The organism is Paenibacillus sp. QJM3NY_38, from assembly GCF_056173265.1.
Genome location: NZ_CM149665.1, coordinates 1,246,149 through 1,272,185 on the forward strand (window position 1 = coordinate 1,246,149; position 26,037 = coordinate 1,272,185).

Here is a 26,037-nt window from a genome sequence, read left to right on the forward strand (position 1 = left end):
ACACTTTTTTAAGCTAAGGAGTGAAGGTACGTGGCAAAATTGTATTTTGGAAAGTTTGGCGTAGATAAACCTGAACAAATTACGGAGAAATTTTATGCGGCGGGCCCCAAAGGTGATACTTGGTATGGGGGGATTGAATCGGGAGATCTTGTTTACCCGATCTTTGAGGGTAAGGTGATTGGTCTCTGGATAGTAAAGGGCTATACAAATAAACCCAATCGTATTAACAAGAATGACTCAGGAGTTGTTGAATTTGACGAAGTTACTCCCTTCAGTACCCCAATCCCTGTAGCTCAATTTATTCGAAACCCAGCATTCTCTTTGGATATTAATCTGCTTAATAAAGCGGTGAAGTCCACTAAGGGATGCGGTTTCTTTGAAATTACGCTTGAAGGGGATCAATCCTTTGATTCTCTTAAGATTGATTTTAAGCAGAAACAAAACTTTTACGTAGCTTTACAAAATCAGTCTCTTCCAAACGAGAGTCAGCAAATTATTGTCGTAATTGATAATCTTCAGGATACCCGTATCTTAAGTGTTATCAGGCGAAACGGAAATTCCACAGAGCCGTATGAGCCGCTAATGAAATTATATGAAAGTAGGAATCTACCGACAGAAAGATATACCCTGAAAGAACTGCTGCAATACGCCAATAATGAAGCGCCTAAGAAAGCTAGATACATTTCGACTGTTCTTCATGAATTGAATAAGCAGGGTTGGTATGCTGTGTCGAATCCTGTCCAGCTGTATGATAATATCCTAGTCGGTCGCAGAAGAACACCGAGAAGCAAAGATAACAACAGCTCCATCAGTCAAACCAATTCGGAATCTTACATTCAAGATATGGATGAAGATGTAGTCGAAATACAAGAGAGTTATAAAAGATATGCAGAACTACTGGAGTTTAATCCAAACTTGGTATTATACGGACCCCCAGGTACTGGTAAAACCTATGCCACGAAGAAGATTATCGAGGCGTTTGAGAACAGGTACAGCAATCAGACAGTCCCATTTGAACAGGTGGAGAGGGAAGGACGAGTTAAGTTTGTTACATTCCACCAATCCTACTCCTACGAAGAATTTATTGAAGGGATTCGTCCAAGATTTAATACGGATGAAGCCTCAGAGAGCGGAGGATCGCTGCAATATGGTATTGAAAATGGAGTTTTAAAAGGCATGGCAACAGCAGCTTTTACACAAACCTTAAAATCTGAATTGAAATCAGATCTTCTGTCTAACACCAAGGACAGCTCCCGAATTTGGAAAGTCTCCCTTGGAAAACGAAGCGATGATCAAACTTATGAGCGGTGTAAGCAGAACAATTGGATAGCTGTAGGTTGGTTAAGTAACCATAACTTGACGGGTAAAAATTATGAGGATATTTATGACATCCTCCAGAGTGAGAGGGAACCCGATGCTCAAGCTCCCGGAAATGATGCAAGCACCCTTGATAGTATCGTTAATGAGATGAATGAAGGCGATATTGTACTCATTTACGATAGTCCAACAACAATCAGAGATGTCGGTGTAATTCGCAGTGGATATAAATATCTCAGTAATGAATCTTTTCCGCATATCCGTGAGGTAGCATGGTTGAAAGAGTTTGAGCAGCCGTATGATATCTATGACGCTAATGGGCGAACACGTCTGACATTAAAGACGATTTATGAACTAACTCGGCTCAATATGAGTGATATTCAACAGATGATCCAGGCGGATCATGCAACTGATGCTGCAGCTGCTCAGCAAGCTGATGATCCCAAGCCTTACTATTTAATTATCGATGAAATTAACCGCGGCAATATCTCTAAAATATTCGGAGAGCTCATTACATTAATTGAGAAAGATAAGAGGCAGACGCTGAGTGTGACCCTGCCTTATTCGCAGAAACCTTTTACACTTCCGAGGAATCTCTATTTGATCGGAACCATGAATACGGCAGATCGCTCTATAACTGCGCTAGATACAGCACTTAGAAGACGCTTTGCATTTGTTGAGATCGAACCCGATTATAGCGTCTTTACGGATCCGAATCTTAACCTATCAGCAATGGTTAATGATGTGGTCGATTTAGAGAAACTATTAAGAACTTTAAATGAAAGAATTCTGAATCATCTGGACCGTGATCATCGGATTGGCCAGGCTTATTTTATGGATGTCCTATCCATCAGCGATTTGTACCATACTTGGTATTACAAGGTGCTTCCGTTGATAAGCGAATACTTTTATAACGATGCGGCAGCTGTTAAGAAAATTGTCGGGTCTCAATTCTACGATCAATACGGCAGCATGATCTTTCTGAACCAACATAGAGAGGGGCAGCGAATTTCCGAGTTTGAGCGTGCGTTGATGGACATCTATAAAGGGAAGGCAAATGATGAGTAAAGGTATGATCACCCTATATGAAGATCGAACACAACAATGCGCTTTTACATCTGAAGAGCGCAAGGATCTGATGTCACTCGAGAGCATATGGGGAAAGCAGAATTTTACGCTGCATGCGGATGGTAGGCTGTTGCTCAAGCACTATGTAGGATTTATATCCACTCCCAGGCTTCATCTTCAGGTACTGCCTAAAATATTTCATGATTCATCGGCATACGGTACTCCCGACCAAGAAGTTGAGTTTTCGGCTCAATTGCTGATGCGACTACTTCATTATTCCGGTTTTCTATCCGTCCGTGAACTCCCAAGCCCACAACTCATGCAGCGTTTGGACTACGATATATTGGAATTGTTTATTCATCTATTCCTGGAACAGTTTCTTAAATTATATGAAAGACACGTTCATCGCTCATATGAGGACAAAGAAGATAATTTGCAATTTATTAAGGGGAAAATATTGTTTCAACCATCTCTACGGCAAAATTATGGCCTCCGGCATGCCCATATAGTTGCGTATCAAGAGTTTACAGAGGACACCTTACTCAATCAAATTTTTAAAACCGTGATGTTAATCATCGGACAAAAAACAAAAAGTGCCGACAATAAAAAGAAGCTGGCGCAAGCTCTTATGTACCTGGAAGATGTCAGTCGAATTAAACTTACTTCCGAGATGTTTAATCGTGTAAAGTTTAATCGAATGAACAAAGTATATCGGCCGGTATTTAATTTAGCAAAATTGTTTTATTCCAATGCTCTGCCAGGGTTATATGGAGGAGACGATCAGGTATTTACGTTTCTAGTGCCTCTCAACAGATTGTTCGAAACCTTCGTATATCGACTATTGGATAACGGATTATCGAAGCATCTCATCGATATTCAGTACCAGAAGCAGGCATACTTGGATCAAGAGCATAGACAGTTTCTTGTTAAACCGGATTATCTGTTATGTTCTGCTGCTAACCGTGATGAGATACTTCTTGTAGGAGATGCGAAATATAAAAATCCTATATATAACAATCAAGTCAAACCGGCGGAAGCAGATTTATACCAGATGTTAGTGTATTCGATGAAGTTCAATTCTAACGAACTGGTTCTGTTTTATCCGAAGTTTATTCGAAATGAATGGGATGCAGATTACTTAAATCAGTTCAAAATTAATGCTGGCGAGAGGCTCGTTAATTTATATATGGTAGAGATTGATTTATTAGAAACGGACTTGATTAAGCTTGAGCAGAAGTTGGGTAAGTTGGTGAGGGGAATTATAAATAGTTAACGGGGATCGTATAAACTATCTTTTATATTATAACTCAGCAGTGTTAGTAGTAGTCTAATATTACTACTTATATACTGCTGAGTTTTGTATAGATAGCAAATAATAGTCTTAATATCTTGCGAATCAAATCAAAATGGTTACTTTGGACTAGTCTTCTGGTATTATCGAATAGTGAATTGTTAAAACTTACCTTGTACATAGGAGGACTTGTAAGTGGGAGTTTTCAAAAACATAGTTACTTTTGGGGCTGCCGGGCGGATAGAGAGGAAGATGGATGATTTTGAGGACCTTAAAGCCCGATACGAGAAGGTCTACCAGGAGATGGAAGCTAAACGTGGGGAAGTAAATAAAGTTCTTGAAGATGTTATTGAAACGAAAGTATATGCTTTAAAAAGCCTACAAAAAATAAACACCATCTCCAAAAATTTAAAAAGCAAAGATCGAGATATTATTTATCGTAAAGTAGGAAACAATTTCGAAACCGTAGACTTCGCTCGTGTTGATCAAACAATTAGCGCTGGTCAGGTAGCGCTATCAGCTACAAAGAGTATATCAGCTGGTGTAGGCACCGCGTTAGGGGCTTGGGCATTAGTATCGACTGTTGGCACTGCTTCAACAGGTGCAGCAATCGCAGGTTTATCCGGCGTTGCAGCTACAAATGCTACGTTGGCATGGTTTGGCGGTGGAGCAATCGCAGCAGGCGGTGGAGGGATAGCAGCTGGTACAGCTGTTTTAGGAGGAATTGTTGCTGTACCGGCACTTGCATTATTAGGTGTATTCAGCCATATTCAGGCTGGCAAAAAAATAGCCGCAATTGAACAAGAAATGAAGAAAGTTCTGAATTATATTGATCAGATCGAAGCTAATCTCCTAAAGCTGAAAGTTTTGGAAGAAAGATCACATGAACTAATCGTCTCTATCGATAAAGCCCGCGACGTATTCGAACAGGAGTTGATCCGTACCCATAAGGAACTAAACAAATATGGAAAATGGTCAGAGCTAATCAGATGGGTAAGAAACAAACTATTTCGTCAAGATTACTACTCAGAATCTGACCTGAAATTAATAGCCTATATTGGTGGACTTGCAACAGACTTTTCCCTGTTAATAGATACACCAGTGATCGATGAATAAATTGGAGGATAAAGATGTTAAAAAAAATATTCCAAAAAAAGGATCCGAATTATCAACTAGTCGAAAAGATTAATCAAGTTACAGACATTATACCAGCTGCAGACGTTTTCTCTTTCTTTAATCAATTAACGGATGCCTATAATCAGTCCCAATCTACTAGGGTAGAACTTGCTAGAATAGAAGCTATGAAAGAATCTGTTCTGCTAGAGATTCAAAACAAGTATGATTTGTATCATAAAGTCTTCGACCAAATCTTTGATGAGCGAAGAACCGCCATAAATAAATCGTTTGATCTAATCGATAAAGGGCTCGACTCCGGAGATAAAGAACTCATTTCTATAGGAATGCAGGGCTTGAGCAAAATTGTCAGTAGCAGCCCATTCGCAAATATGGAGCAGCTGTCCAACATGCTCAATGGTAACAAAATCATAGAGATTTAAGGTGCCAAACTGAATAATGTCTGCCTTAATTAGATATTAATAAATCTACTAACTTCCAAGATGATTCGTCTTTTACGAATCATCTTTTATTTTCTCGTGTTTTCATGTTGCAAGGGGGCAAAAGTCTGTTATCGTGGGTGATCCGAAACAGTACGAGCTTCTTTTCTCGGAGCTGTCAGGAAACGGAGGAAGGGGAACCGGCGTTGCAAGATCATTCAAGAAGAAGGACCTATTAGCCGGAACTTGCTTTCAAAACGCATTTTACAGGCATGGGGCATTACTAGACTTGGGGCACGATTGGATCAGAGGTTTACAGAGTTGTTGATGAAGGTGCAACCTGAACATACGGAAGTGAACGGAATGACTTTCTTATGGCCAGAGGGAATAAAACCATCCGAGTATGGCATTTACAGGGTAGCCACAGATGACGCTCAGCGGCGAATGGCCGAGGATTTACCACCGGAAGAGGTAGCGGTTGCCGTGAAATCCATTCTGTCTTCTCAAATTAGTCTTCCATATGATGAGCTAACGAAACAAGTCGTTAAGGCGCTACGGCAGTGCTCTGGAGAAGTCGATTAAATCGGGGATTCAAAGAGCTGTTGAGCTTGGCTTCGCTTATGAAGATGAAAACCAGCGGGTGGTGTGAAGTAATTAACCAAGCTACTCTCTATGTAGCATAAGGCTAATCAAAGGCTGCTCAATGAGCAGTCTTTTTTTATGCCGATTTGGGTTCCGAACTTACGTTTGCTGGCAATCCTTTGTCACCACTATTCTTTAAACTATGGATAAATGAGGCATTAGTGATGGAGGAATCCCATGAAACCAAGAAACCGTGCAATGAATTTGGAGATTAAACAAGTCATTGAGAAGTTAGGTTTAACGAGTGATAAAATAACAGAGTTTTATGATGAAATGAAGGAGAAGTATAGGGAAGAGGAGCAAAAATCTGATGAAAGCTGCGATCCCGATACACATAAAGAGGATTAAACCAATAAAGATTTGGTTGTCAGTCGTATTAGTAATAGGTCATTAGCAATGGTGGTGAAGTTAAAGAATAATCTGCAATGGTTCTATAGAAGGGTTTCACCGATTTCTGGCGAATGGATGTATATGTTGACGAGGATCGTCGATTGATGTTGTGAAAACGATTAAGAGGAGTTTGAAATTGTAAAATAAATCGACCACGCTAGTGCAAATCGCTTGAAGACCCTTATTCTCTACATCATATAAGAACGGAGCTCCAATATGCTAAAGAAATTAATGTCGATGTTCAAGTCAGATACTTCGGATAAGAAGCCTACCCAACCCAGTAAAACCAAAACATCCAGCAGCAAACCTAAGTCTAAAGTTCAGCCAACCCGAATCGGAGAGCTGGGAGAGCATAAGATTAACATTCAGCTAGATCAGCTCCCTAAAGGGTGTAAATACGTAAGTGATTTAATGGTGGCAAATCCGAAGTCTCGTACCGGGTATTCGCAGATCGACCACGTGGTCATTACCCCACAAGGAATATTTGTAATCGAGACAAAGAACTACAACGGAGAGATTAAGGGGACTAGAGACAATAAGTCTTGGACAGTGAGCAACCGGTTTAAAATGTACAACCCGTTTATGCAGAATTACGGTCATATTCAAGCAATTAAAAGCTTACTCCCCGACTACCAAGAGAGTCGATATATATCACTCGTTTCTTTCACGATGCGTTGCCGATTTAGTGTTGACCCTGAGCTAAGAAAAATTCAATCGGACGAGCTGATCGTGTACGACGTTGAACTGTCCGAATATATCCAGCGTAAAATGAACCGGATTCAAGCCGAGAAGACGGAACCCGTTCTAACAGAGTCGGATATTCAGAAGATCTATCAATCATTGAATAAGGCGAATATCACTGACCCGAAGATTCGGGATGATCATGTAGAGAAGGCAGGGAGTGCCAGAAAGATTAAGAATTAGTCAATAAAAATTGCCGCTGTATCACTAATGGAAGTGGAGAGCGGCAATGTTTTATGTAGGAGGTTAAACATAATAGTAGACAATGAACTTAGTAAACTGGTTGCATAAACACTTTATCCACATATTTATAATAATCGAATAATCCTTGAGATCCATAAGGGGCAATGATTTCATCACCATCAAGCACTATGTACGATTGACCAGTAATTGATAATTCCTGCTTGATTGGATTGATTTTCTGCAAGTCCCCAACGGTCGTAAAGGAATATACCCAAATGCTTAAGTCAATTATTGAGTTGCCAGCTGTGACGATTAATTCGCTAATGCCATCTTGATCAAAATCATGGAGAGCAGCTTGTATTTTATAACCCTCCTGTAATTCCCCGTATTCGTCGAATACTTCCGTATCCATACCATACAGGTCAAGTTGCCAACCCACGGAAGTAAAAGGGAAGATCATCACAGCCTTGGTCCCGTTAGGGTGATCTAGTCCTAAAACTAATTCAGCCTCTGTTGTACCAAATCGTATAGGCAAAGTTACATCAGGCGCACCAGGCTTCCACTCTACTTGAGATAAGTTCTTTTCTTCAGGAGAACGAATTAATGAGTCGGACGTCGGAATATCTAGGGCTGCATGATCTGGCTGTGTCTCAACATTTCCCGGTTTAGCTTCTTGTTGACTATTGTGTGAAGTAGTTGTAGTTTTCTCGTTGTCAGGTGGAATGTTTAAGCTATCATTCTCTTTGTTCTCTTGTCCCTGAGGTTGTTCTTTGTTGCTTTGTAATGCTTGGGATGTATTTGATTGCTCAGGTGTAGTGTTCCCACAGGCAGATGTCACTGTAAGGATAAAGATAAATGCGATTAAAATTGCTAGTTTTTTCATTTCTTGATTTTGTCCTTTCTGATAACATGTAGGTATTATTATCCAATAGGGATGGGCAATATTATCTATTATATTTAATCGATAGTATTTGGAAAGTATTTTATTAACCTTTTACCGCCAACGTTCCTAAGTGATGTAATCATTTAATACTGATAGGAAAAGGAGCCAGCTCATATGCCCATCGAACTAGGAGTGTGGAAAATCAATGAAAAGGTGGAGAAGATCCATTTTTCAAGTATAGAAACCGAGCGTAAGCTCGAGGATGTCATCGCCGATGATATTAGCATTATTAATCCTTCCTTGATGCTTATCGGTAGGCAGATCAGTACGGCGTTCGGTAAATTCATTGACATCTTAGCGATGAATGCCGAGGGTAATTTGGTTGTGATTGAGCTTAAGCGTAACAAGACGCCTCGTGAAGTTGTTGCGCAAACGCTGGATTATGCCTCCTGGGTTCAACAGCTAGATTACACGGATATCATTCGTATTTATAGTGATAAAAATCCAGGAAAGCAGCTGGAGCCAGAGTTTGTAGATCATTTCAAGACTGATTTTCCTGATGCCTTAAATGAGTTGCATGAATTAATTATCGTATCAGCTGAGCTGGATCCGTCCACTGAACGCATTATTAATTATTTGACGACCTTCGGTGTACCTGTTAATGCTCTCTTCTTCCATTATTTCAAAGATGGAGACAACGAGTATTTAGCTAGGAACTGGCTTATTGATCCCAACCAAGTAGAAGCGAAAGCTTCCAGCGTGACGTCCAAAAAGACAGGAAAGGCTCCTTGGAACGGAAAAGACTATTACGTTTCGTTGGGAGACGGAATTCATCGGAACTGGGAGGATTGCAGACGATACGGCTTCATTTCGGCTGGACAAGGAAGGTGGTACAGCAATACACTGAATCTCCTTAAGCCGGGTGCTCGGATCTTTGCGTGTATTCCTAAGGTAGGTTATGTCGGTGTAGGTATTGTTGCCGATGAAGTGGTGCCTATTAAGGATTTTCAAATGCTGGTCGAAGGGGAGAATAAACCACTGCTCGAGGCTGACTTACAGGTCAGCATGGATAAGGATGTCGATGATCCTGATCTCTGCGAGTACGTGGTGCGCGTGGATTGGATTAAGACGCTTCCGAAGCATGAAGCTATCTGGGAAAAAGGAATGTTCGCGAACCAAAATTCCGCATGTAAATTGAGAAACCAATTCACGATCGAACGTCTGACAAAGCATTTTCAGTTAGATGAGGAGTAATAGATTAAATATCTATCAAAGGAAGTTCTAAAACGATGAATATAAACAACCAACTTGATGAACTATTTAGGCAATGGAGAATGCACGATGCGTGCACCGAGGGGATTTTCATTCCGGATGGGTATGTGGACGAGGAAGCATGGTCAGGAGCAACGCTTAAACTGATGGTACTGCTGAAAGAGGTTAATTCTTCGGACGCCGGGTGGGACCTGCAGCAGTTCGTAAGAGAGAAGGGGTATCTAAAAGAAAGCAGTACCTGGCCAGTACTCCTGTTGGACGTATGGGATCCTGAATGGATTCCCAGATTATAGCGAAGTTGAGCAGCGTTATCTAGACATCAAGGAAGAAGCGGACGAGTTTCTTCGGAAAGTCTATTTTGCAAATGTAAAGAAGATTGCAGGTGGCGCCAAGGCCAATCATACAGATGTCGAGCGCCATATACAGGAGACTGGCGAGCTTCTTCTACAACAAATCAGGGTCGTCAATCCCGACCTGGTTCTATGCTGCGGCGATGTTATATTCCAAGGTGTCCATGAACTATTGAAAAGATCTGGCCCCCGTATATTTGAGCTTAAGCAGACTTCCGGCGGCCTGGAGTACATCATGTGGGCCGATATCCAAACGGTCTTTATTCGTTATCATCACCCTAACGCTTACTATCCAAGAGCGATGTCTTATACATATTTGATGAAGGAGATTCAGAAAATACTTTTCTAATCTTTAGTTGAAAAAGTCCGAGGGGGGGCCCTCCTAGGTATCTAGTTTCATCTCCCTCTCATAATCCTCAATTAGAGCCGAAGGCTTAACATGAAGCGCCCTTGCTAATGCGGTAATCGTTAGCAGAGAGGGCGCTTTTTCGCCGTTCTCCAGCTCACTGATATAGGACCGGTCTACACGGGAATAGAGGCTTAGCTCATCTTGGGTAAGTTTCTTCTCTTTCCGAAGGTTTCGTAGAGCTCTGCCGAAGGCAAGCAATTCTATGGATTTCTCACTATTAGCCACGTTCGATAACCCCTTATTTGATAGTTAAACTAATCTTATGTGGTTCTATAAGGGAATTTCTGTAGGCTATTGCCTACAAAACAATTAGAGTGATATAATACAGATAATGGAAACGGTGATTTGGATTACTAGATTATATTCTTCGTAAATGGGAGTGAAGGGAATATGAAATCAATGGTAACCAGTAATGCCAATCTAAATGCACATCTCTCATCCTTCCAACATAAGAAAGAAGCAGGACGCTTTTACCAGGATATGATTGTTCTTCATGTCAACTGCTCACAAGAATACATGAAATTATCCATGCATTTCTTGGATAGAAATCTGCTTTGCGTCAGTTTATTATTATGCAACAGGGCGTTAAAATCCATGTTAAATGCCCTATATATAAAGGAGGAGGGAAGACAGCCTACGTCAGACATTTTACTAGAAGATATGCTACGGATGTTCCCCGAAGGCTCCGGGATGAATGCCGAGTCGTTGATATTTATACAATCTTTATCCTTTTTGTCACAGGAGAGCTCTTTGATCAGTAAAATGAAGCCTACACATCTAATGAACCTGATCAAGAGAACGGATGAGCTCCTTCTCCAAATATCCAGCCTGCTAGAATTGCCTTACCAATCATACCACTCCGTTTTAAAATATAGGACCTAAGGACAAGTACAAATAATTCTTTTCTAAACATATTCAGTGCAAGCAAGCAGGCTGAGAATAATCAAAGATAAATTAACCCATCTAATTCCCCCCTTTTTTACGGTATGTCATGTTCCGTAACCCCCTTCATCCGCCTATAATAATGGTCATATTACTGAAAACCTCGCTCCTAATAAAGTCCCGTATCTAACTGAGAAAAAGATCCTAGTTTTAAGTGACATAGCAAGGCCTTGAGAGCCTTTTCCATATAATTCAAGTGAAGTAAAATATTTAAGTTAGCTATGATCGGAGATCGGGTTCAATCCCGGAAGCAAGATGGAGAGGTTGTTATGAGTAGAATTTTGGTCACACCGGAGATGTTGCTGCACGTTGCAGCGCAATGCTCTAGGGCGCATGAACAGCTGGAAGCGATGAAACACATGCTGAACCAGAACATCCATATGCTGGAGTCTGGCTGGGAAGGTACGACGAGATCCCGTTTTTATGCGGATTTTCAGCAGGCGCATCGGGAGATGACACTGACCACGGAGCATATCCAGCGTACAAGTCTGGAGCTGAGAGGGATTGCCCAACGATTTAAGTCAGTAGATGAGCGGGTACAACCGATCCAAGTTGCTGGGCATGTGCTGGGAGCATTCCCTATGATGAGGGGACCCGCAGGCTATAGTGCCGTAGAGGATGCCGGGAGAAAAGCGGAGGAAGCCTGGAATTCGGTGCAGCAGGAAGCCGGAAAGGCATGGGACACCGTGAAGCAAGAAGCAGGGGAACTATGGGAGGGCGTAAAGATCGGGGCCGCCCAGTTAGGGAACTCGTTAAAGGATACGGCGATATCCTTGTACGAAGATCCGCTTGGAACCGGGAAAGAGATGCTCTATAATGCAACCATCGGGACGGTCGAGGATATTTGGGGCACAGCTGTATGGGCTGGCCGAATGGTTTTTAGTAACGAATATCGTGAAAAAATCGTGGCAGACACAATGAAAGAAGTCGATTCAGCAGGCGGCTGGTCCAATTACTTGGGTCAACAGTCGGCTATGATCCTTGGAGGCGCTATTCTCAACCGTGCTGGAATTAGGGGGAGAGGCCCGCTGAATAATAAGCATGATGATCTTGGTGGCGGTAATGGTAGCGGTAATGGAAGCAGTAGCGGTGGCCGTGATGATAGTGGCGATCGTGGCGGTGATGGTGACGGTAAGAAGTCGGGGGATGAGGGTTCTGGAAAAGCCATGGGCAACATGATCAACGACATAAGAACAAAGACACCAGATCAATTACTCAACGAAGGCTGGCAGGATGTAACTGATTCAAGGAAAGCCCAGAATACCATGTCTCGGGAATATTATAATCCTGAAACAGGTGTAAAAATCAGTTATGATCCAGGAAAGAAAGGTGGAACAGGATTTGAAGCGGTAGACCATTACCATATCCACAATCCGAATTATACCGATAAAAAAGTCGATTATTATTTTGATATTGACGGAAATCCTGTGGGGAAAGGTTCGAAAGCTTCTCATATTGTAATAAAGGACGGTGAGTAAGTATGAAAATAGCTACTTTTATTGAAGAATACGATCTGCATGACAGCCTATTAGAAAATATTAGTATTAACGGCGAGAAACTGGTTCTCGATATCGATCTCTGTAATTGGAGACAAAAAAATTACAGCCCCGAGGAAGATGAAATGAAATTAATTAAGGTTACTTTTGAAAATGTACAATGTTATCATTTAGATTCAACAAATGATACGGTAGATTCCGATTCAATCTTGGAGATCAGTTGTACGAATGTGGATTCTTCTTCAACGTCGAAAGACATAAAAATCGTCTTTGAAGGTGAAGGAGATATAAAAATAATGACATTTAGAAGTGATAATGTAACCGTAGAGTAATTAGTATAACCTTGATCGAGTGCTCGTCACTCAGTCAAGGTTTTTTTGCCCTATATTACCCTCTTCCTTAAACAATAGAACGCGCGCTAAATTCGAAACTCGTGCGCTAAAAAGCAACTGAATCAGCAGATGAAGAAATAGATCGTATTTGAATACCAGTAGCTCATGCAAGTTTTTTGGTCACAAATACATAAACCTCATGCGCATAGTGCTTATTTCAAATACAGTACCTCATGCAAGTAATTCGGGAACGAAAATCACCCCCATGCTCATAATTTGGACCTCTCTTGTCAACAAACGGCTGATCTCAAACAATCTCACAGAAGCAGGTGACATGCTGAATAGCAAGGGTTACAGCAACTTGAAATGAAAGGAGGAAAGGCAGCCTATGTCAGACATTTTACTAGAAAATATGCTGCGAATGCTCCCTGAGGTCTCAGGAATGAATGCGGATTCGTTGATATTTATGCAGTCTGTATCCTTTTTGTCAGGAGAACTCTTGAATAATCAAAGATAAATGAATCCATCTATCCCCTCCTTTTTTACAGTATGTAATATTCCGTGACTCCCTTCATCCTCCAACACTTATAATAATGGTCATATTACTGATAATCCCGCTCGTAATAAAGTCCCATATCTAACTGAGAAAAAGATCCTAGTTTTAAAGTAACATAGCAAGGCCTCGAGAACCTTTTCCATATAATTCTAGTGAAGTGAAATATTTAAGTTAAATATGATCGGAGATCGGGTTCAATCCCGGAAGCAAGATGGAGAGGTTGTTATGAGTAGAATTTTGGTCACACCGGAGATGTTGCTGCACGTTGCAGCGCAATGCTCCAGGGCGCATGAACAGCTGGAAGCAATGATACACATGCTGAGCCAGAACATTCATATGTTGGAGTCTGCCTGGGAAGGTACGACGAGATCCCGTTTTTACGCGGAATTTCAGCAGGCGCATCGGGAGATGACACTGACCACGGAGCATATCCAGCGGACAAGTCTGGAGCTGAGAGGGATTGCCCAACGATTTAAGGCAGCAGATGAGCGGGTACAACCGATCCAAGTTGCTGGGCATGTGCTGGGAACATTCCCTATTATGAGGGGACCCGCAGGCTATAGTGCCGTAGAGGATGCGGAGGAAGCTTGGAATTCGGTGCAGCAGGAAGCCGGGAAGGCATGGGACACCGTGAAGCAAGAAGCAGGGGAACTATGGGAGGGCGTAAAGATCGGGGCCGCCCAGTTAGGGAACTCTTTAAAGGATACGGCGATATCCTTGTACGAAGATCCGCTTGGAACCGGGAAAGACATGCTCTATAATGCAACCATCGGGACGGTCGAGGATATTTGGGACACAGCGGCATGGGCCGGCCGAATGGTTTTTAGTAACGAATATCGTGAAAAAATCGTGGCAGACACAATGAAAGAAGTCGATTCAGCAGGCGGCTGGTCCAATTACTTGGGTCAACAGTCGGCTATGATCCTTGGAGGCGCTATTCTCAACCGCGCTGGAGTTAGGGGTAGAGGCCCGCTGAATAATAAGCATGATGATCTTGGAGGCGGAAATGGTAGCGGCGGCGAGCGTGGCGATGATGGTGGCAGACCTGCTGCAGTAGATAAAGGAAAATGGCTCGGTGGGCTACAGAACACAGAAAACTTTAAAATAGGGACTAAAGAAAATGGATTAAACCATATTTTTGATGGCGAAGTACTCAAAAGTGGAAGGGCCAATGGTTATCATTATGAAGGGATGCCAAATAGTAACGGTAAAATTGTCGGGAATGTTGACCCGCCTAATGAGTTGGGTGTCTATCAGGCCAGTATAGAAGTTAGCGGAGTGCTAAAAAAAGTTAAATCAACATTTTTTCCTAAAGAATGGTCACCTCAACAGGTAGTAGATGCTATAAATGAAGCATTTACTAATAAAGAAGTTGTAAAAAATAACGTTTATAGAGGGATAACAAGTCAGGGAATGGAAATAGAGTTTGTTTTAAGAAATGATAAGATCATTTCAGCCTATCCATTGTATTAAATGAGGGAGATATGAACTGTGATTAAATACAAATATAAATTGAAATGGATTGACAGATTTAATATAGTAGTGTTGGACTTTAGTGAAGAGAAATCACTTGAGTTTGCCAATATGATAAGTGATCCTCTAGGATCTGATATACTTCTAAGATATGAAGATTTGAAGGTTGATATCAAAAACTATCTTGATGTATTAACAGGCAAATTACCTTGTTATGAGCGCGGAGGCAATGTGACTTTTGTTACATCAGATAGGGAGTATACAACAATTGAAGATATTTTTTATGATGAAGATGAAGATGAAGTGGAACCAATTTGTAAGTTAGAAACAGTTGAATTTGTGAAAATCATATTATTATGGGCTTATGAAAATTATAAATATAAAAAAGAGAAAAAAGTGATGAATACAGAAGAGGCAGAAATGGTTATGAATTGGATTGAACAACAGATGGTAGAAGTTAAGAGCCTTGAAAGTAACGGATAGACATAAGAGACAAATGGAATCTTACAGATATAAAAATTAGACAATTAACAAACAGTTGATAAACTCTCAAAGGCTCATTCCCACTTGGACCCTATGTAGGAATGAGCTTTTTTTGTATGTCCAATAGGTACTTCCGACTGAGCCAGCTGTCTTTAAAAAGGACTCTGGCTCCCTCTCCAGTTATTTGAAATAGGGTGGAATAGTTACAATCAATTGACGAAGAGGTTGACTTTGGGAGGGTCCAAAGATCGGGGCCGCTCAGAGAGGTTAACGGGAAAAAGATATACTATTTAGACGGAGCAGAAAATCCTAAAAAGGGTGTCGTGGTTATTGTTAAAGATGAGAAATTTCAGTCAATTATGCCAAGTGATCCAAAATCATTTGGCAAGTTGAAATAAGGAGTAGGCTATGAAACTTGAAGGTATCATTGAAAAAACAATCGCAGATGGTTATGAACGACTTATTTATCTAAGCTTAACTAGTATACAAAAAAAACTTTGGTGTCACCTAATCCAACACGACGAGTACTTGGAAAAGGGAGATCAGTCTCAACTCCTTCATGTAAACCAAAGTATAACCTTAAAGATTGGGATTGATTGGGTAAATGAGTATTCAATTATTACTAAACAACAAGGACTTACTGAAGAGTTGCTACAGCCTATAAGCGAATCCTCACATATTATCGCTGTAGCTACAATAATGGAAAAAGAAGATGATTACACACTCATTTGTGATATTCAAGGTCTGGGAAGAAACGTCTTAGTGGAATTTGAAGAAAAGGTTAGTGTGGAAATTGGGGCAAGTCTAAGAATAAAAGGAAATTTAAAAGCAGAACTTGAGGACTGAACAAACCCAAAGAATACTTGAAGTGCTTTAATTATTATTAACTAAAGGAGAAAAAGAACTGTATAGGATACTTACAGAAAAAGACGAAATTGACAAACTAGTGGAATCTTATTTCTGGGTTATTGATTTCCCAAGGGCTTTGGAGTATTTTGGGGATATTGGGAGGCATGGCTATGGATCGGGTCCACTAGAGGTACAATGTTCATCTTATCATGAGCCAGAAGAGGAGTATTACATTGGGGATAAGAAAGTGTGCTTTATAGGAGAGCCCCCAGCTTCCGACGAAAATGTAATGGCAGTAACTGAGTATGATGAATTTTATAACTATTTAATTATATTTAGTGTAAAACATCTTGACGAGCACCCAGAAGATAAAAATAAGATTAATACCTCACTAGAAAAAATAAAAAACAGATTAGGTATATAACTTTAATAAAAAGATCGTAAAAACCTGCCAAGCCACACAGAGCAATTTTTGAAGATGACTAAGCAAAACCATCCGGATTTTTTCAATCCTGAGAACAAAAATATAATTCTATATATTGATAAGCCGTTAGTTAACTTAAGATCTGAGCATACTAAGATGCTAGAAGATATAAAGTCACAAGGTGTAACCATTGTTAATTCATTGGAAGATTTAAAGGAGGCACTAAGATAGAATGGGAACCACTGCTTTTATTTTGACAGATCGTGAAAAATATACGCCGGAAAAGTTCTTGGCGGATACAATTGTAGCAACCTTTCATTCGGAAGCTAAACTTATATTTGAAAATTATAAAAATTACGAAGAGGGACGATTCTCATCTACAACATTGAATATACTTGACCATTCCTATAATAGCGGAGAGAATAACTACCAATTTATTTTGTATGTAAAGGCTAGAGAGAATCCGAGTATATCTTTCAGTGACTATGATGATCTTGGTTTGAATTCAGACCGCGAATTATTTCGGATAGGGACTATTGAAGAGGTTTACGGAGCAGAGAAGGTTATTTATCGTTTTATCTATGAATACCTTAAGATTAACCCGGACGATTACTTTTGGGTAGCAGATTATGATTGGGCCTACAGTTGGGAAGACATGCAAAGATTAAAACCGTTACCTTATGATCCTGATTGGTGCTATAAAAATCCTAAATATGAGAATTGGCAGTAAGAAGTCGGGGGATGAGGGGACGGGTAATGCTGGTAGCTATTCAAGAAATCTGGAGGTTGTAAATAAACCTGATGCGGCGGCAGATGCAATAGTTGGCAGAATCGGCTGACAAACCCGTGTGAAGTTCTCCAATAACCCTGCTCATAGAGAGTTTGACGCTATTAGTGACCAGTATGTTCCTCAATCTAAACCTGCACTTCAAACAGTATACAAAAGTGTTCGTGATCAAATGAAAGCAACTCTTGAGGCTGCTTAAAACTAGATAATATATCTACTGGTAAACCAGCAGGAGATATTGATGTCATGACACACAAGCAAATTATAGAGATTAAGAAGTCAAAGACATATGTGTTAGAGAAGGATAAATAATTCATTCAGTGGGGCTACCCAGTCACGATGTACCCATCATTCAACCTATAACACGTATAGCCCAAGTAATACCCGTATGATGATTTCTTTAATTTGTTGTACGCACTAAAATTCTTGAATTTTATATCCTTAATAACGCTATTCCTTTACATTGAACAGGTCGATTATGGTTAGATACCATGATGATTGACCTGTTTTTTGTCTTTCGGTTCCTTGTTCGTTGACTTCCGATTGTTATTAGTCCAGAAATGAAAGATAAGATATTGGAGGGACAAAGCAAAAACCCAAATAAGAATGACTTAATTGGTGGGCATTCTCCTGAAATCACTAACCGTAATCCAAATTATGCAGTTGAAGAGATCTTTATTAACCCTGATGGTACGAGAAAAGTAAGGTTTACCACACAATTCCTAGATGGAAATCTTTCTAAAATTAATACAAGTACACTCTTTCCAGAGTCTTGGACTCAAGAACAAATTCTAATTAGCATAACTAATGTTGGTAATGCACCAGCTATTTCAACCAGGTTAAGAGATGGGGCAACTTGGCATAGAGCTATTGTTAATGATGTTGAAGTTGATGTAATTAAAGCTGGAGAAAATGTGACCAGTGGCTATCCAACAGGAACGGTAACTGCATCTCGCCCAGCAGGTTTTTAATTCAACATTAAGTGGAGGCAATGTATATGTACAAAGAACTAGATGACCTATTATCTGCGGATACAACAGTAGATTCTTGGTACGATGATGGCTGTGTCATTGCAAACGAGATCCTTGCAGAGTTTAGTCCAAGTGATTGGGATGAACTATCTAATCAAGTCCTAAGTAAACCAGTAGAATGGCAAAGAAAATTAGCATATTGTTTAGATAATGAGTGTAATATGTATGAACTTAACATTTTAATAGCATTGCTGAGCACTAATGATGTTGAGTTGTTCGAGAGATGCATTGACACACTAAGAAGTTTTACAAATCATGATAGTAAGAAAATGATATTAGATAATCCCATAATAATACAACGTGTTAATAACATTTTATCGGAAACTTCGAGCTTACCAGTGAAAAATATGCTTCAAGATTTTCTTTCAAAAATACATTCATAAATTTGCGCTCTATACCTTGTTTGAATCCACTTCTCCAGAATCGACGGAGAACATTTTGGGACAGATCCGAAATTCATTCAAGAAGAAGGCCTATTGGCCGGCTTACTTACAAAACGTATTTTACAGGCAAGGGCATTACCTTCTCAAATTAGTCTTCCTTATGATGAGTTAATGAAACAAGTGGAAAAGCGCGGATACGATAGATCCGGCAGTGCTCTGGAGAAATCGATTAAATCGGGGACATAGAGCTATTGAGCTTGGTTACGCTTATGAAGATGGAAATCAGCGGGTGGTTGTGAAGTAAAGCAAGTCTAATCGATCATGGATTACTAAAACTCGCCGAAAAGGTCAATAATTTGACTCCATCCCAGAATATGTTTATACTTTGTATAAACATTAGTGTGGGGTGATGGTATGTCACAAGTTCAAAAATGGGGTAACAGTTTAGGCATTCGTATCCCCAAGACACTGGCCATGGAGGTAGGACTTGAGGAAGGCTCAGAAATCGATCTTGACGTTGAAGATGGCCATCTCGTCATCAAGCCACGGACCAATAAACTGGAAGATCTACTTTCGAAAATAACGCCTGATAATATCCATTCCGAGGTTCAAACGGGTGATCCGCAAGGACGTGAGTCATGGTAATAGAAAATTACATTCCTGATCGCGGCGACTTGGTATGGCTTCAGTTTAATCCCCAATCTGGCCATGAGCAGTCGGGAAAACGCCCAGCCCTTGTCCTCTCACCTGCGCAATATAATGGAAAAGTCGGCTTAGCCTTGTTCTGTCCTGCTACTTCCAAGGCTAAAGGTTACCCATTCGAGGTGATTATTCCACAGGATTTACCGATTGAAGGGGTTATCCTGTCTGATCAAATCAAGAGCCTTGATTGGCAATCTCGCCAAGTCAAGTTTATTTGCAGAGTTCCAAAGGAGACCTTGGATGAGGTTTTGAGTAGGGTCGATATGTTGATTCACTAACCGTACATTATTATATAAGCCGCTCCTCCGTATCGGATTTGTTGGAACGGTTTTTCCCTATAAAATACATTTAGAAGGTATATATGTGCATGATCATAAATTGCTATGTTTGTTCTCTCAAGCTTCTATAGTGATGAGGCCCCGTTGCCTGAGATGAGCTTGCTTGATTTGGATTATAGATCTAGATGAAATTTCATTCCTACGAAAATGAGGTGAGATAATGCGAGTAAAGTGTATAGAAAATAGCAAAAATCCTAATTTAACCATAAATAAAATATATACAGTTTATGAAGGTGAGTTCATAGCAGATGCTTATGAAAGACTGTATATTATGTTTAAAATTCAAGATGATTACGGAAGTGTAATTCCGTATGATGCTAAGTATTTTGAAATCAGTTCAGATAAAAATCCTAATTATTTAGAAAAAGAAATATCAGAAAATAAGTATAGGTTTACTCATAAATTTATTAGCTATGACAAGTTTTGGTCAATGCTATATGATGAAGCAGGTACTTCAGTAGATGATTTTCGGAGTGCAAAGAAAGATATATACAAACTAGAAATGAGCAGAGAAGAAATATGTGAAATAATAAAGGGAGACAATCAAGATGAACTAGATACTATACTTGAGTTATTGTTAGAAAAAAAGGATAGTAACTTTATTGAAGAGGTTATTAGATTATCACATAAGGAAATGAATAAACGTATGTTTAATCAAAATATAGAAACAGCATTTTTGTATTTGAGTGAATTTAAAAATGATTATGTTAATAATTTTTTTATCGAATATTTATCTGAAAATGAAAAGGGAAATGAAAAACTAGATAAAATCGTAAGTGACTATTTTAACAGTTAAGAGTGACCAACACTTCTGATGAAACTCAGAGGTGTAAGGAATGACAGAATCAATAAAATAGGTCGTTCTACTCCACCGGACGGAATATTCCTCATACATATCGAAAAGCCGCGGTATTTCGCAGCTTTGATTGTTCTCTCTCTTTGCTGCATGGATTGATGTTCTGCCAACTGTTAACGATAACGTTTCTTGTTATTTCACCAATGTGTCCGGCAGCTTCAGGGAAACGATCGCCTTGTCAGTTTCCTGCAACCCCGAATCACTTAGAAATTGCTCTCGAAGCTCTTTTTTACTCTTACCTAATGCATACTTAACGCTAAAATCAACGACATTGCCGTGCGACCGAAATGGGGGGAATTGGTCCAACGAAAAAACAATCGCATTCGCTTGATAAGTCTTCGAATCCTCAGCCTCGCAAAGAGATTTGGAATCATCTTGGCATATCTTCACGGTAATGGGAAGATGCCGCGGATTGTTCTTAACTATTTCCCCATTGATGGAGCCGTCGATGTACTGGATGCTGATTTCCCGATCCTTCCTCGTATTCTCGACCGCAGACACAACATACAGCCGATCCGGAACGGCTTGATTATTATGATTGACGGCATCTTTCACCAAGAAAACGTATTGGTAGCGGATGCTGATATTGTCTTCGATCTCCGAGATTTCTGTCAAAGGTTCTGTCTTCACTGAACTAGCGGATTTAATCCCTTCCAAATCATAGATTACGCTTAACATCGATTTAGGGTCCGTGTTCTGCGGGACGGTTTGTTTGACGGACGTGCTGCAGCCGGTCAAAAGGGCAGCGAAGGCCATGAAGATGGCTATGACATATCGGTTCTTTTTGCGAATCAAGCCTTTCCCAATCCTCCTTAGAACGGCATGTATGGTCATGTTAATTAATGAAGCTATCAAAAATAAGTTAATGGAATTCATGGCATAATGCAAGCTAGGACGATACTTAGGGACGGGTGAAGGTGAGGACGGATCAAAGATACTTTAATGGCCTGCGTGATAAAGTATCTTTAACCGAAAGCCCAATCCAGAACTTAACAGATCCATCACCACTTTCTGCATGGACCGCCCGATTGGTATGATTGAACATGAAAAAAAGGACACCAAGTCCTAAACAGACCTAGTGTCCTCAAATGGTTGCATACTGGAATTTTTACCGAACAATGTCTGATCCTCCGCTCCACTAAGCTTCCTCAAGCGGTCTCACTTCAACGTCCTCACATCCACCGTATTGGATAGGACATCCACTTCATTCGGAATAATCCCTTTCTCAAACATATAATCGGCCACCGCTTGCCAACGTTGGCGGACGGTGTCATCAATCGGGTCAAACGGGTATAAAGAGCCTTCCAGCTGCTGACGCGCGACGGGTTCGGAGACGCCTTGGATGTCCTGAATTAATTGGACGGTGTGATCGACGTCGTCAGATAGAAGCGCGGACTCTTCATTCAAGCCTTCGAACACTTCATGGACGAGCTCAGGATGCTCCTTCAGGAAGCCGTTTCGCACAATATACACCGTATCGTTCTCGGATTCGATGTCGCCTGCGGAAATGACCAGCTCTGCCCCGAAGTCGACGAGCGCCACGGCCGTAAACGAACCCCATGTCGCCCAAGCGTCGACTTGCCCGCTTTCAAAGGCAGGTCCCGCTTCCGTTGGCGGAAGATAGACAATCTCGACTTCGCTTGCATCGAGTCCGCCTTTCTCCAGCGCTTTATATAGTAGGTATTCGCCCGTGCCGCCGCGGTTAACAGCGATTCTTTTACCCCGAAGGTCGGAAGGGCCCTTAATGCCCGCTTCCGGCTTGGCCACAATCCCTTGATTATGAAAATCGCCTTGCTGTTTCGTAAAAATGGTGAACTCCGAGGAGCCTCCGACGAGTGCGCTGATGGCTGCCGTAATCGAGCCGATCGTGATGTCGATCGAACCGGCGTTTAACGCCTCGATCGCCGGCGACATGGCGGCGAAACCGCCGGTTTTTTCAATGCTCGCCCCGGCTGCTTCCAGCCTTTTATACAGAGGCCCGCCTTCCTCGGATAAACTTAATGGCTGGGCACTGCGCAGTATGCCAAGACGAATGGGTACGGCCTCATCCTCAGCATTGGCTTGTTTCGCTTGACCGGCCTTACCACAAGCCGCTAACGTCACTAACAGAATTGCTAAAAGTAAATGTAAGCTTATTTTTCGCATAGGACACTTCCCTTTTTGCCGGATCATTTAGTGGATTTGATGAGCCCAAGTGAAAACCTTCTCCTGTTCTTCTTGCTTCTGTATGGTTGCGGCCTGACGGTTCACGCGTAGATGGGGCAGGATGTATTCTCCTACACGGTAAGCTTCTTCAAGCAATGGAACACCGGAGAAAATAAACGTTGAAATGCCCGCATCCTGATACTCTCTTATGCGTGCCAGAACTGTTGCCGGACTGCCTACGATCGTTGTGCCCGGACCTGGTCGTACCAGACTCATCCCGGCCCACAAATCCGGATAAATCTCGAGCTCCCGCGCGTCTTTCGGGATCTGACCGTTGTGATTGCGAAGCATGCGCTGCTGCCCCACCGAATCGCTATTTCGAAGAATCGTCTGCATATTTTCCACGGTTTGCGGATCCATCGTCTTGAGCAGCCGATCCGCTTCTTGCCAAGCTTCTTCGTCCGTATCGCGAACGATCAGATACAGCCGGATGCCATACCGCATCGTACGCCCTTGCTCTGCAGCTAAAGCTTGAAGATCTTGAATCTTCTCGGCGACTTGCGGAGGCGTTTCGCCCCAGCTCAGATACGTATCGATATGCTTGGCTGCCGTGACATGAGCCGCTTGCGACGATCCGCCGAACCACAGGGGCGGCGTTGGTTTCTGCGTGGAGGAGAGCTGTAAGGCTTTGCCTTCGGCGGTAATATATTTGCCATGGTAATCCAGGTTTTCCCCGGCCACCGCTTGTTTCCACACCTGAATCCATTCATCCGTGTAGGCATAACGCTCATCATGCCCAAGCGTTGATCCATAGGCACGCATTTGCGCCGTGTTTCCGTTCACGATGTTTAATAATACGCGTCCTCCGGAAAAATCATCGAAGGTTTGCGCCATTTTCGCAGCGAGCACGGGCGAGATCAACGGCGGATGCACAGCGATCAGAAAGCGCATGTTGTTCGTGCTGGAAATGAGGGATGATCCAAGCACCCACGTATCATGCGGGCCCGTTGCCAGCAATGCGCCGGTAAACCCCAATTGGTCGACAGCCGAGGCAATCTGCCTTAGGTAAGGCAAATCGATTTTGCGCGCCCCCTCCGTTGACCAAGGACTGCGGCCATCCGGTGCCGTTAAATACCAATACACTTCAACGTTCTCTTTGTGTACAGCCATGCTATTCTCCTCCAATTTCTACGGGGACAGGTAAAACCGCCTCTGAAACGACTATTTCTTTGGGCAAAATATGCTGTCGTGCTAACAGATCGGCAACCCGCTGCTGTTCAGTTATAAATTCTTCGGTAATCGGCTGCAGCCCCCAAGGTCTCCGCTGAAGCGCGGCTTCCCATGAATCCACGGAAGGCCAATGGGGCAGGTCCCGGGCAAACAGCTCTGCCGCTTCGCGCGTATTCTCCTGAATCCAACCATCGGCCTGCTGCAGAGCTTCGATAACGGCCTTGAGCAATTGCGGCCGATTCGTCGCAAAATCTCGGCTGGCAAACCATACGGAACGATGAGAGATATGGGATTCAAGCGGCACCAGCGTACGAATGAGTCCTTCGTTATGCAGCTCCGTCAGCTGCGGATCGTTGCCGACCCAAGCCTCCACTTTTCCGGCCAGCAATGCATTCGCCCCATCATTGCCTATATCAACTCGGGCGACATCATCATAAAGAAGGCCTTCTTTATCTAGCGCGGTTGCCAGAAAACTCGTATGCCATGACCCTTCGGAAAGCGCAATGCGCAACCCTTTCAAATCTGCAACGGATTGCACCGGCGTTGCTTTGCGAACGACCAATGCTCCGCTAGCTGTACGAGGATTAGATACCGCAACGTACACAATATCGATATCCGAAGCCTGCGCGGTTAACGGCGGCGTAGACCCTGTACCTCCAAAGTCGATCTCTCCGGAAGCAATACGCAGTGGCGTCTTCGCTCCATCGTTGTAGTCGACCCAGGCAACGGATGCGTTATGGTCTTTAAGAATCTCTTCTAAAAAGCCTAAGCGGCGCAATACGAATAACGAATGATTATTGGGATGAACGCCGATGGTTACGTCTGCTTTACTTTGAGTCATGTGAGGGACACTCCTTTGGCAATGTTATATTCAGCCGCGGCTAACGGTTCTGGAAGAATCCAGTCCCATACGTTTACGGGATTCGGGAGGAAACCATGCTCGAACAGGAACCTGCTCTGGGCATCAAGCGCTGTTAAATAGTCTTCGCGTAGTGCCGGTCGAAGCGAAATATTGCGATAAGCGGATGCTACATATTCGGATGAAGCGCCGGTTTCCTTCGTAACGACCCGAATGAAATCATCGGGATGATCTTTGGACCAATCCGCGGCGCGAAGCAGAGAAGTGAGAATCTGTTCTACAACATGTTCCTGCTCCGTCAGTGCCGTATCGACCGTCACGGTTCGGGGCACGCCATTGTTGACTCGCACCAGCGGATCCGGATGGAACCCGAGCTCGATCATTTCCTTTAGGGCGGCCGTACGAGCGGCCTCAAGCCCGGTAGCTCCTTTGACAAAAACGGCATCGATTTCACGCCGCTGCAGCGCCTCGATTTCGGTATTCCATGAATCCCTTCTTCCTTCAGGAACCGCCTCAAGATGAACGATGTTGACATCAACCAGCGTAAGATTCGCCAGCGAGAGCGCATTATGGAAACCGCGAAGCGCTTGGGCCGCTCGAAAATCAATCTCTAAATAACGATGACGAGGAATCCCGATTCGTTTTCCACGCAAATCGCCAGGCTCCTGAATATCCGAGTCAGGGAGGGTAAGGATGGCTTGATATTCATCGACCCAGCTTAGTCCGATCAGCCGCGTATCGCTCCCGGTGGAGCGCGCCCATAAAGCCGGAATGTTCCCTCCTTCTCGCACCAGGAAAGGCAAGGTGTGATTAAAATGCGCATGAGGCAAAGCGTGATTGGCGTTTCTCGTTAGTTCTGCCGTCGTACATCCGGACTTTTCAAGCTCCTGTTGAAGAAGTCCGAGGTCAAGGGCCAAACTGGCTGCTGTCGGAACCGGGCAGCGTGTAATCCTGATTTCCTTAACGATTTCTTGCGGGTTATCGATGGTAGGCATGCTTCAGGGCTCCTTTCTTTTTTCGGTTTCACATCCGGTCATACGCTCGCTTGTGAT

29 protein-coding genes are annotated in these 26,037 nt (G+C 42.3%); 22 read left to right on the forward strand and 7 right to left on the reverse strand.

The genetic code is table 11. From position 1 onward, the window contains the following. Nucleotides 1-30: 30 nt before the first annotated feature. From AC0VZ8_RS05415 to AC0VZ8_RS05445, 7 genes are all read left to right on the forward strand, one after another. Nucleotides 31-2,385, forward strand: a complete 2,355-nt coding sequence (locus AC0VZ8_RS05415) for an AAA family ATPase (RefSeq protein WP_475486275.1) — start codon at nt 31-33, stop codon at nt 2,383-2,385. Then, nucleotides 2,375-3,658: an McrC family protein gene (locus AC0VZ8_RS05420; protein WP_475486276.1), complete on the forward strand. Its 1,284-nt coding sequence runs from the start codon at nt 2,375-2,377 to the stop codon at nt 3,656-3,658. The genes AC0VZ8_RS05415 and AC0VZ8_RS05420 overlap by 11 nt, the downstream gene beginning before the upstream one ends. A gap of 213 nt (nt 3,659-3,871) precedes the next feature. Further along, complete coding sequence (locus tag AC0VZ8_RS05425; RefSeq protein WP_475486277.1) at nt 3,872-4,792, forward strand: hypothetical protein; 921 nt, start codon at nt 3,872-3,874, stop codon at nt 4,790-4,792. A gap of 14 nt (nt 4,793-4,806) precedes the next feature. Next, nucleotides 4,807-5,232, forward strand: coding sequence for a hypothetical protein (locus AC0VZ8_RS05430; RefSeq protein ID WP_475486278.1), 426 nt, complete (start codon nt 4,807-4,809; stop codon nt 5,230-5,232). Nucleotides 5,233-5,592: 360 nt separating this feature from the next. Then, nucleotides 5,593-5,811 (forward strand): hypothetical protein, encoded by a 219-nt coding sequence (locus tag AC0VZ8_RS05435; RefSeq protein ID WP_475487808.1) that lies wholly within the window; start codon nt 5,593-5,595, stop codon nt 5,809-5,811. Between the two features lie 237 nt (nt 5,812-6,048). Then, the gene (locus tag AC0VZ8_RS05440; protein WP_181469961.1) at nt 6,049-6,219 is read left to right on the forward strand and encodes a hypothetical protein; all 171 of its coding nucleotides are present in this window, start codon (nt 6,049-6,051) and stop codon (nt 6,217-6,219) included. 258 nt (nt 6,220-6,477) lie between these two features. Then, a complete protein-coding gene (locus AC0VZ8_RS05445) occupies nt 6,478-7,185 on the forward strand; it encodes a nuclease-related domain-containing protein (RefSeq protein WP_475486279.1) in 708 nt (235 codons plus the stop codon). An 88-nt stretch (nt 7,186-7,273) separates the two neighbouring features. Here the strand turns inward: AC0VZ8_RS05445 and AC0VZ8_RS05450 are convergent, their stop codons facing one another. After that, nucleotides 7,274-8,068, reverse strand: coding sequence for a hypothetical protein (locus AC0VZ8_RS05450; RefSeq protein WP_475486280.1), 795 nt, complete (start codon nt 8,066-8,068; stop codon nt 7,274-7,276). 174 nt (nt 8,069-8,242) lie between these two features. On the opposite strand from AC0VZ8_RS05450, the gene AC0VZ8_RS05455 reads away from it, so the two are divergent. Together AC0VZ8_RS05455 and AC0VZ8_RS05460 are read left to right on the forward strand one after the other, a co-directional pair. After that, a complete protein-coding gene (locus AC0VZ8_RS05455) occupies nt 8,243-9,322 on the forward strand; it encodes an endonuclease NucS domain-containing protein (RefSeq protein WP_475486281.1) in 1,080 nt (359 codons plus the stop codon). A gap of 35 nt (nt 9,323-9,357) precedes the next feature. Beyond that, entirely contained in the window at nt 9,358-9,633 is a 276-nt protein-coding gene (locus AC0VZ8_RS05460) for a hypothetical protein (protein WP_475486282.1), read from the forward strand. 439 nt (nt 9,634-10,072) lie between these two features. Here AC0VZ8_RS05460 and AC0VZ8_RS05465 read toward each other — a convergent pair whose 3' ends face one another. Then, nucleotides 10,073-10,324 (reverse strand): helix-turn-helix domain-containing protein, encoded by a 252-nt coding sequence (locus AC0VZ8_RS05465; protein WP_007131103.1) that lies wholly within the window; start codon nt 10,322-10,324, stop codon nt 10,073-10,075. A 986-nt stretch (nt 10,325-11,310) separates the two neighbouring features. Between AC0VZ8_RS05465 and AC0VZ8_RS05470 the strand changes: the two genes are divergently transcribed. From AC0VZ8_RS05470 to AC0VZ8_RS05530, 13 genes are all read left to right on the forward strand, one after another. Next, on the forward strand, nt 11,311-12,519 hold the full coding sequence (locus AC0VZ8_RS05470; protein ID WP_475486283.1) for a WXG100 family type VII secretion target: 1,209 nt from the start codon (nt 11,311-11,313) through the stop codon (nt 12,517-12,519). Nucleotides 12,520-12,521: 2 nt separating this feature from the next. Further along, on the forward strand, nt 12,522-12,869 hold the full coding sequence (locus AC0VZ8_RS05475) for a hypothetical protein (RefSeq protein WP_475486284.1): 348 nt from the start codon (nt 12,522-12,524) through the stop codon (nt 12,867-12,869). Nucleotides 12,870-13,650: 781 nt separating this feature from the next. Then, entirely contained in the window at nt 13,651-14,898 is a 1,248-nt protein-coding gene (locus AC0VZ8_RS05480; RefSeq protein ID WP_475486285.1) for a WXG100 family type VII secretion target, read from the forward strand. An 18-nt stretch (nt 14,899-14,916) separates the two neighbouring features. Beyond that, nucleotides 14,917-15,381, forward strand: a complete 465-nt coding sequence (locus tag AC0VZ8_RS05485; RefSeq protein WP_071221405.1) for a hypothetical protein — start codon at nt 14,917-14,919, stop codon at nt 15,379-15,381. Between the two features lie 408 nt (nt 15,382-15,789). After that, nucleotides 15,790-16,227: a hypothetical protein gene (locus tag AC0VZ8_RS05490; protein ID WP_475486286.1), complete on the forward strand. Its 438-nt coding sequence runs from the start codon at nt 15,790-15,792 to the stop codon at nt 16,225-16,227. A 100-nt stretch (nt 16,228-16,327) separates the two neighbouring features. Next, entirely contained in the window at nt 16,328-16,654 is a 327-nt protein-coding gene (gene cdiI / locus AC0VZ8_RS05495) for a ribonuclease toxin immunity protein CdiI (protein WP_475486287.1), read from the forward strand. 232 nt (nt 16,655-16,886) lie between these two features. Further along, nucleotides 16,887-17,384 carry a hypothetical protein gene (locus AC0VZ8_RS05500; RefSeq protein WP_475486288.1) on the forward strand — a complete coding sequence of 166 codons (498 nt, stop codon included), beginning with the start codon at nt 16,887-16,889 and terminating at the stop codon, nt 17,382-17,384. Between the two features lie 118 nt (nt 17,385-17,502). After that, nucleotides 17,503-17,640: a restriction endonuclease fold toxin gene (locus AC0VZ8_RS05505; RefSeq protein ID WP_475486289.1), complete on the forward strand. Its 138-nt coding sequence runs from the start codon at nt 17,503-17,505 to the stop codon at nt 17,638-17,640. 361 nt (nt 17,641-18,001) lie between these two features. Then, nucleotides 18,002-18,412 (forward strand): EndoU domain-containing protein, encoded by a 411-nt coding sequence (locus AC0VZ8_RS05510; protein ID WP_475486290.1) that lies wholly within the window; start codon nt 18,002-18,004, stop codon nt 18,410-18,412. A 26-nt stretch (nt 18,413-18,438) separates the two neighbouring features. Continuing rightward, nucleotides 18,439-18,855, forward strand: coding sequence for a hypothetical protein (locus tag AC0VZ8_RS05515; protein ID WP_475486291.1), 417 nt, complete (start codon nt 18,439-18,441; stop codon nt 18,853-18,855). A 414-nt stretch (nt 18,856-19,269) separates the two neighbouring features. Further along, entirely contained in the window at nt 19,270-19,500 is a 231-nt protein-coding gene (locus AC0VZ8_RS05520) for an AbrB/MazE/SpoVT family DNA-binding domain-containing protein (RefSeq protein ID WP_071221400.1), read from the forward strand. Beyond that, a complete protein-coding gene (gene mazF / locus AC0VZ8_RS05525) occupies nt 19,494-19,835 on the forward strand; it encodes an endoribonuclease MazF (RefSeq protein WP_475486292.1) in 342 nt (113 codons plus the stop codon). The genes AC0VZ8_RS05520 and mazF overlap by 7 nt, the downstream gene beginning before the upstream one ends. 220 nt (nt 19,836-20,055) lie before the next feature. Beyond that, nucleotides 20,056-20,691: a hypothetical protein gene (locus tag AC0VZ8_RS05530; RefSeq protein WP_260064916.1), complete on the forward strand. Its 636-nt coding sequence runs from the start codon at nt 20,056-20,058 to the stop codon at nt 20,689-20,691. 192 nt (nt 20,692-20,883) lie between these two features. Here AC0VZ8_RS05530 and AC0VZ8_RS05535 read toward each other — a convergent pair whose 3' ends face one another. The 5 genes from AC0VZ8_RS05535 to AC0VZ8_RS05555 form a co-directional block, all read right to left on the reverse strand. Next, nucleotides 20,884-21,546 (reverse strand): hypothetical protein, encoded by a 663-nt coding sequence (locus AC0VZ8_RS05535; protein ID WP_475486293.1) that lies wholly within the window; start codon nt 21,544-21,546, stop codon nt 20,884-20,886. A 363-nt stretch (nt 21,547-21,909) separates the two neighbouring features. Next, nucleotides 21,910-22,896, reverse strand: a complete 987-nt coding sequence (locus tag AC0VZ8_RS05540; protein ID WP_475486294.1) for an ABC transporter substrate-binding protein — start codon at nt 22,894-22,896, stop codon at nt 21,910-21,912. A 27-nt stretch (nt 22,897-22,923) separates the two neighbouring features. After that, entirely contained in the window at nt 22,924-24,066 is a 1,143-nt protein-coding gene (locus tag AC0VZ8_RS05545; protein ID WP_260064912.1) for an LLM class flavin-dependent oxidoreductase, read from the reverse strand. A gap of 1 nt (nt 24,067) precedes the next feature. Then, entirely contained in the window at nt 24,068-24,967 is a 900-nt protein-coding gene (locus AC0VZ8_RS05550; protein ID WP_475486295.1) for an aliphatic sulfonate ABC transporter substrate-binding protein, read from the reverse strand. Beyond that, nucleotides 24,964-25,980, reverse strand: a complete 1,017-nt coding sequence (locus tag AC0VZ8_RS05555; RefSeq protein ID WP_475486296.1) for an ABC transporter substrate-binding protein — start codon at nt 25,978-25,980, stop codon at nt 24,964-24,966. Before AC0VZ8_RS05555 ends, AC0VZ8_RS05550 begins: the two co-directional genes overlap by 4 nt. Nucleotides 25,981-26,037: the final 57 nt, after the last annotated feature.

Bases quoted from the DNA above. Each gene is read 5' to 3' on its own strand.
- AC0VZ8_RS05480 (WP_475486285.1), top strand. From the start codon at position 13,651: ATGAGTAGAATTTTGGTCACACCGGAGATGTTGCTGCACGTTGCAGCG.
- AC0VZ8_RS05500 (WP_475486288.1), top strand. From the start codon at position 16,887: ATGGGAACCACTGCTTTTATTTTGACAGATCGTGAAAAATATACGCCG.
- AC0VZ8_RS05450 (WP_475486280.1), bottom strand. From the start codon at position 8,068: ATGAAAAAACTAGCAATTTTAATCGCATTTATCTTTATCCTTACAGTG.
- AC0VZ8_RS05510 (WP_475486290.1), top strand. From the start codon at position 18,002: ATGAAAGATAAGATATTGGAGGGACAAAGCAAAAACCCAAATAAGAAT.
- AC0VZ8_RS05520 (WP_071221400.1), top strand. From the start codon at position 19,270: ATGTCACAAGTTCAAAAATGGGGTAACAGTTTAGGCATTCGTATCCCC.
- AC0VZ8_RS05440 (WP_181469961.1), top strand. From the start codon at position 6,049: ATGAAACCAAGAAACCGTGCAATGAATTTGGAGATTAAACAAGTCATT.
- AC0VZ8_RS05475 (WP_475486284.1), top strand. From the start codon at position 12,522: ATGAAAATAGCTACTTTTATTGAAGAATACGATCTGCATGACAGCCTA.
- AC0VZ8_RS05515 (WP_475486291.1), top strand. From the start codon at position 18,439: ATGTACAAAGAACTAGATGACCTATTATCTGCGGATACAACAGTAGAT.
- AC0VZ8_RS05530 (WP_260064916.1), top strand. From the start codon at position 20,056: ATGCGAGTAAAGTGTATAGAAAATAGCAAAAATCCTAATTTAACCATA.
- AC0VZ8_RS05550 (WP_475486295.1), bottom strand. From the start codon at position 24,967: ATGACTCAAAGTAAAGCAGACGTAACCATCGGCGTTCATCCCAATAAT.
- mazF (WP_475486292.1), top strand. From the start codon at position 19,494: ATGGTAATAGAAAATTACATTCCTGATCGCGGCGACTTGGTATGGCTT.
- AC0VZ8_RS05545 (WP_260064912.1), bottom strand. From the start codon at position 24,066: ATGGCTGTACACAAAGAGAACGTTGAAGTGTATTGGTATTTAACGGCA.
- AC0VZ8_RS05540 (WP_475486294.1), bottom strand. From the start codon at position 22,896: ATGCGAAAAATAAGCTTACATTTACTTTTAGCAATTCTGTTAGTGACG.
- AC0VZ8_RS05470 (WP_475486283.1), top strand. From the start codon at position 11,311: ATGAGTAGAATTTTGGTCACACCGGAGATGTTGCTGCACGTTGCAGCG.
- AC0VZ8_RS05435 (WP_475487808.1), top strand. From the start codon at position 5,593: ATGACTTTCTTATGGCCAGAGGGAATAAAACCATCCGAGTATGGCATT.
- AC0VZ8_RS05460 (WP_475486282.1), top strand. From the start codon at position 9,358: ATGAATATAAACAACCAACTTGATGAACTATTTAGGCAATGGAGAATG.
- AC0VZ8_RS05420 (WP_475486276.1), top strand. From the start codon at position 2,375: ATGATGAGTAAAGGTATGATCACCCTATATGAAGATCGAACACAACAA.
- AC0VZ8_RS05555 (WP_475486296.1), bottom strand. From the start codon at position 25,980: ATGCCTACCATCGATAACCCGCAAGAAATCGTTAAGGAAATCAGGATT.
- AC0VZ8_RS05455 (WP_475486281.1), top strand. From the start codon at position 8,243: ATGCCCATCGAACTAGGAGTGTGGAAAATCAATGAAAAGGTGGAGAAG.
- AC0VZ8_RS05490 (WP_475486286.1), top strand. From the start codon at position 15,790: ATGAAACTTGAAGGTATCATTGAAAAAACAATCGCAGATGGTTATGAA.
- AC0VZ8_RS05430 (WP_475486278.1), top strand. From the start codon at position 4,807: ATGTTAAAAAAAATATTCCAAAAAAAGGATCCGAATTATCAACTAGTC.
- AC0VZ8_RS05445 (WP_475486279.1), top strand. From the start codon at position 6,478: ATGCTAAAGAAATTAATGTCGATGTTCAAGTCAGATACTTCGGATAAG.